We start from the raw sequence: 4,539 nt of genomic DNA, 5'->3' as shown, positions 1-4,539 counted from the left end.
CCGTCATCCCGCCTCGCAAAAACGCCAAGCCGTGGAAGACCGTCACCGCGGGTGCAATGGCCAGAAACGAGGCCCTGCGAGCTTCGAAATACCTCGGCCGCGCGATCTGGCGAAACTGGAGTGGATACCACCGCCGAAGCCGCGTCGAGACCAAAATGCACTGCGTGAAAATGCTGGGCCAGCGCCTCATGGCGCGGGACTTCGATCGTCAGGTTGCGGAAGTCCAAGTCCGCATCCTCGTCATGAACGGCTATACCGCGCTCGGCATACCCATAACTGAGCCCGTAGGATGAGTCTGTCTGGGGAAAGGGGGCGTCTGGCCTTCAACCAATTTGTGCAACAGAGTCTGTCCTTGGCCTCGATGACGGCAATAGGAATGTTGGGCTTGAGGTAAAGAACGTAGTCAGCACGCTTCTGTTTGCCTCGTGCGACCATCTTACCGCGGACGATGATCCGACCGTCGGTGAGGGTCTTCTCCTCGGCGATCTGCGTTTGCAGATCCCAACCAGCCCCCAACACCGCTGGTGTGATGAGCTTGCTACAGATATCTCTTTCAGAGTATTCTATCTTTTTCATCGCCGCCAGCGGAACCCTTTGGCTGCAGCCTACACATCACATCAGGCTTCTCAAGTCTTGAGACGCGTGAAGGAATAGTCTGCCTCAGGGTCGATGAAATTGGTTCGGGATCCTATGTCTTCCTTTGGAACTCAATCCGCCGTCCAACCTCCATCCAACATCACCGCGCTGCCGGTCATCAGACTGGACGCATCCGCAGCAAGAAAAAGCGCAGCGCCGGTCACGTCGTCGACCTGTCCGAGGCGACCCAACTTGATCTTCGAAAGAACGGTTTCGCGAAAGCTCTCATCTTCGAGAAAAGGTCGTGTCATCGGCGTTTCGATGAAAGTCGGGCAGATCGTGTTGACGCGGATCTGTTTGGGTCCGAGTTCAACCGCCAAGGCCTTGGTGAAGCCTTCGATAGCCCATTTTGAGGCGCAGTAGAGTGTGCGGTTTGCCGCGCCGACATGGCCCATCTGTGAGGACATGTTGATGACGGAACCTCCCTGCCCCTCGGCCACCATCCGCCGCGTAACCACCTGAGCGCAGAATATCGCGGCACACAGGTTTAGTCCCATCACTGCGTCGTAGTCTTCCTCCGTCACCTCCACCAACGGCTTGGGGCGGTTGGTGCCGGCGTTGTTCACAAAGACATCGAAGGGCGCGGCGGCCTCCACGGCGGCGGCAAAAGCCTGCACGTCGCTCACATCGAGCGCCAGCGCGTGGGCCTTCAGCCCTGCGTTGCGCAATTCCGCAGCGGCCATTTCAATCTCTGCGCCAGTACGGGCGCAAAGGGTCACCTCCGCGCCCGCGGCTGCGTAGCACCGAGCGATGGCGAGGCCGATGCCCCGCCCCGCGCCAGTGACAAGCGCTCGCTTTCCGTCGAGACGAAAATCGGGCTGTTTGATCGTCATTTTGCGGCCTCACCGTAGGGTACGTTCACCCCGCCGTAGCGGCGCACACGGAGATTGCACTGCTCCGCATGGCCTACGAATCCTTCGAGAATGCAAAGGCGCGAACCGTATTCGCCCATCAGTGTTGCCGCCGCGTCCGTCGTGATTTTCTGGTAGCTGTGGGTCTTCAGGAACTTGCCGACCCAGAGACCGCCTGTATAGCGCCCTGCCTTCTTGGTGGGCAGCGTGTGGTTGGTGCCGATCACCTTGTCGCCATTGGCTACGTTGGTACGTGGGCCGAGGAAGAGTGCACCATAGGAGTGCATGTTCTCGAGGAACCAGTCATCCCGGTCGGTCATGACCTGCACATGCTCGGAGGCGATGTCATTGGCTGCATCGAGCATCTCATTATAGCTGTCGCAGACGATCACCTCGCCGTAGTCCTCCCAGCTCACCTTGGCGGTGCCGGCAGTAGGCAGGATCTCGAGAATGCGATCAATCTCCTGAAGGGTGGCGTCGGCCAGCTTGCGAGAGTTGGTGACAAGCACGGCAGGGGAGTTGTAGCCGTGTTCGGCTTGGCCCAGCAGATCTGTGGCGCAAAGTTCTGCATCCACCGTCTCGTCGGCGATCACCATAGTCTCGGTTGGCCCTGCAAAGAGGTCGATCCCCACGCGACCGTAGAGCTGGCGCTTGGCTTCGGCCACGAAGGCGTTGCCCGGCCCCACCAGCATATGCACTGGATCGATGGTTTGTGTGCCAATCGCCATGGCGCCGACGGCCTGGATGCCGCCGAGGACGTAGATCTCATGGGCTCCGCCAAAGTGCATCGCAGCGATCACGCCGGGATTGGGCTTACCGTTGAAGGGCGGTGTGCTGGCGATGATCCGCGGCACGCCGGCCACCGAAGCCGTGGCAACAGACATATGAGCCGAAGCGACCATTGGGAATTTGCCCCCCGGCACGTAGCAGCCCACCGACTGTACAGGAATGTTCTTATGGCCGAGGACCACGCCCGGCATCGTTTCCACCTCGAGGTCAAGCATCGTGTCGCGTTGGGCCTGGGCAAAATTGCGTACCTGCTCTTGCGCGAACTTGATGTCCGCAAGCTCGCGTTCGGTGAGCTGGCCGATCAGATCGTTGATCTGTTCTTGACTCAAACGAAAAGCCTCAGGGGTGTAGTTGTCGAACTTTTCGGAGAGTTCACGAACCGCCATATCACCGCGGTCTTCGATGTCTTTCAGGACGCCCTCTACAATCGAACGGGTATTGGCATCATCTTCCGCCCGGGCGGCCTCGGTTTTACCTCGCTTAAGGTAGGTCACTGACATGTGGTTTCCTTTCGGATTTCTGAAGGGAGTCGATCAAGGCCAAAATCAGCCCATCAGCCCCTGGTTTTTCTTGAAGCTGGCGAGTCGCGATAGGCGGGCGTCGCGCCATGCACGCCGGCCTGCGAGGTCTTCCAACGGAAGCTCGGCGCGGCGTTCCTCAGCTGCTCTGGCGATCACGTCATCCGGCCACGGCCCTGGCGGCGGGGTGCGGACCATTCCGGCATAGAGTCCACGCAAACGGGCCGCGTAGTCTTCGATGCCGCCCGGGGCGTTCAGATCAATGGTCTCGAACGGCCCCATGAAGGACCATCGCAAGCCAAGACCGTGGGCGACAGTGGCATCAATATCAGCGAGGCTCGCGATGCCGTCTTGGTAGAGTGCCCAAGCCTCGTTGAGCAGAACGCCCTGCAGGCGATTGAGCACAAAGCCGTCGATCTCGCGAGTCAGTCGCACTGGCACCTGCCCCACTTCCTGCATTAGTGCCGCGATCTGCTCGAGAACCACCTGCTCCGTCCATGGCGCTGGCACGATCTCGACCACGGGGACAAGATGCGGCGGATTGACCGGATGGACGATACTGAACCGCGCACGATTCTTGCAGCCCTCGGTAAACTGTGAGGCAGGAATTCCCGACGAGGAGGAACCGACAACCACGTCGTCGCCGATCACCGCATCGAGCTCATGGCTCACAGCCGATTTGGCCTCGACAGTCTCGAAGACCGACTCCTGCACGTAAAAGACGCCCTCCACGGCCTTGGAAAGCGTGTCATGCACCGAGATCCGCGCAAGGATGGCGTCCGGATCTTCAACGAGACCGATCTCGGCGAGATCCTTTAGGCTATCGCTGGCCCATGAAAGGATGCCTTCCCGAACCTCTTCCGAAGGGTCGTATGCGCGGACGGCATAACCCGCCCGGGCAAAGACGAGCGCCCAGCCCGAACCGACAAGCCCGGCCCCGACAGTCGCGATGGAGCGTTCTTCAGGCATCATGCGACCTTCGAGCTTTCGCCATCCGCAAGGCAGATCTCTGTGATCCGCAGGCCCTCTTTCGAGATTCGCGATGGAAAGGCGTCTCTCAGACCTTCCTCGTGGATTGGAATCACTCTGCGGGCCTCGTAATCCACTTGGCTCATCATTTCCTCGGTGGCGAGGATCAGGTTGGTTTGGCTGCCAACGGCGAGACCAACAGGCGTGTACATCTCGTCGACATCGACCACCGCACCGTCATTGGTGATATTGTCGAACTGGTAGACGAGGTCGCCGGCCAGTACCCAGGTATCCTGTGAGTCCTTCTTGCCATCGTTGCGCACGGTTACCCACATGGAGCCCCATGTGTGGCTGTCGGGCGCCGCGTGGAGGTCGATGCCGGGCAAAACGTCTTCCATCATGCCGTCGATCGTTACGAGACGCTTGTCACGGGCCAGGTCAACGCCGCGCACGATGTCGCCCGGGTCTACAGCGACCATCATCCAGCGCATTCGGTCCGGCAGGGACATGGCCCAAACCCATTTCGAGATCTCGCGCTCCTGAATGTAGAACTTGGTGTTGGGAAAATCCTCGACATTGCCGAAGGGCTCTGTTGCACAAAGCGCGTGAGGGATTCATGTCGCGAATCCAGTGTGGTAGCTGGGCGACATGAGCAGACCCACACCCCCAACCTACAAGACCAGGAACTGGCCGGCCTATAACGAAGCGCTCAAGCGCCGTGGCTCGCTGACAGTCTGGTTTGACCCGGAGATGATCTGGGAGGCTGCGCCGACCGG

The 4,539-nt window shown here is 59.9% G+C and carries 5 protein-coding genes and 2 pseudogenes; 2 read left to right on the top strand and 5 right to left on the bottom strand.

All coding sequences use genetic code 11. The annotated features are described in order from the left end of the window. The coding region (locus G568_RS20105) for a transposase (RefSeq protein ID WP_026759153.1) at positions 1-293 on the top strand (293 nt) is incomplete at its 5' end. A 55-nt stretch (positions 294-348) separates the two neighbouring features. Here the strand turns inward: G568_RS20105 and G568_RS20905 are convergent. From G568_RS20905 to G568_RS19425, 5 genes and pseudogenes are all read right to left on the bottom strand, one after another. After that, positions 349-576 (bottom strand): annotated as a pseudogene (locus tag G568_RS20905) (hypothetical protein); the annotation flags it as partial. A gap of 131 nt (positions 577-707) precedes the next feature. After that, positions 708-1,469, bottom strand: coding sequence for an SDR family NAD(P)-dependent oxidoreductase (locus G568_RS0117385; RefSeq protein WP_026759152.1), 762 nt, complete (start codon positions 1,467-1,469; stop codon positions 708-710). Then, entirely contained in the window at positions 1,466-2,776 is a 1,311-nt protein-coding gene (gene hisD, locus G568_RS0117380; protein WP_026759151.1) for a histidinol dehydrogenase, read from the bottom strand. Before hisD ends, G568_RS0117385 begins: the two co-directional genes overlap by 4 nt. A 45-nt stretch (positions 2,777-2,821) precedes the next feature. Then, positions 2,822-3,766 (bottom strand): 3-hydroxyacyl-CoA dehydrogenase, encoded by a 945-nt coding sequence (locus G568_RS0117375; protein ID WP_245582978.1) that lies wholly within the window; start codon positions 3,764-3,766, stop codon positions 2,822-2,824. Then, positions 3,763-4,245, bottom strand: a complete 483-nt coding sequence (locus G568_RS19425) for an MBL fold metallo-hydrolase (protein ID WP_169576975.1) — start codon at positions 4,243-4,245, stop codon at positions 3,763-3,765. The genes G568_RS0117375 and G568_RS19425 overlap by 4 nt, the downstream gene beginning before the upstream one ends. Positions 4,246-4,411: 166 nt before the next feature. Here G568_RS19425 and G568_RS20420 point away from each other — a divergent pair. Further along, positions 4,412-4,539, top strand: a pseudogene (locus G568_RS20420) (IS5/IS1182 family transposase); the annotation flags it as partial.

Source organism: Sediminimonas qiaohouensis DSM 21189 (assembly GCF_000423645.1).
GTDB classification, from domain to species: domain Bacteria; phylum Pseudomonadota; class Alphaproteobacteria; order Rhodobacterales; family Rhodobacteraceae; genus Sediminimonas; species Sediminimonas qiaohouensis.
The sequence above is the reverse complement of the archived record's forward strand: the minus strand, read 5'-3'. Positions and strand labels throughout refer to the sequence as shown.

Bases quoted from the DNA above. Each gene is read 5' to 3' on its own strand.
- hisD (WP_026759151.1), bottom strand. From the start codon at position 2,776: ATGTCAGTGACCTACCTTAAGCGAGGTAAAACCGAGGCCGCCCGGGCG.
- G568_RS0117385 (WP_026759152.1), bottom strand. From the start codon at position 1,469: ATGACGATCAAACAGCCCGATTTTCGTCTCGACGGAAAGCGAGCGCTT.
- G568_RS19425 (WP_169576975.1), bottom strand. From the start codon at position 4,245: ATGATGGTCGCTGTAGACCCGGGCGACATCGTGCGCGGCGTTGACCTG.
- G568_RS0117375 (WP_245582978.1), bottom strand. From the start codon at position 3,766: ATGATGCCTGAAGAACGCTCCATCGCGACTGTCGGGGCCGGGCTTGTC.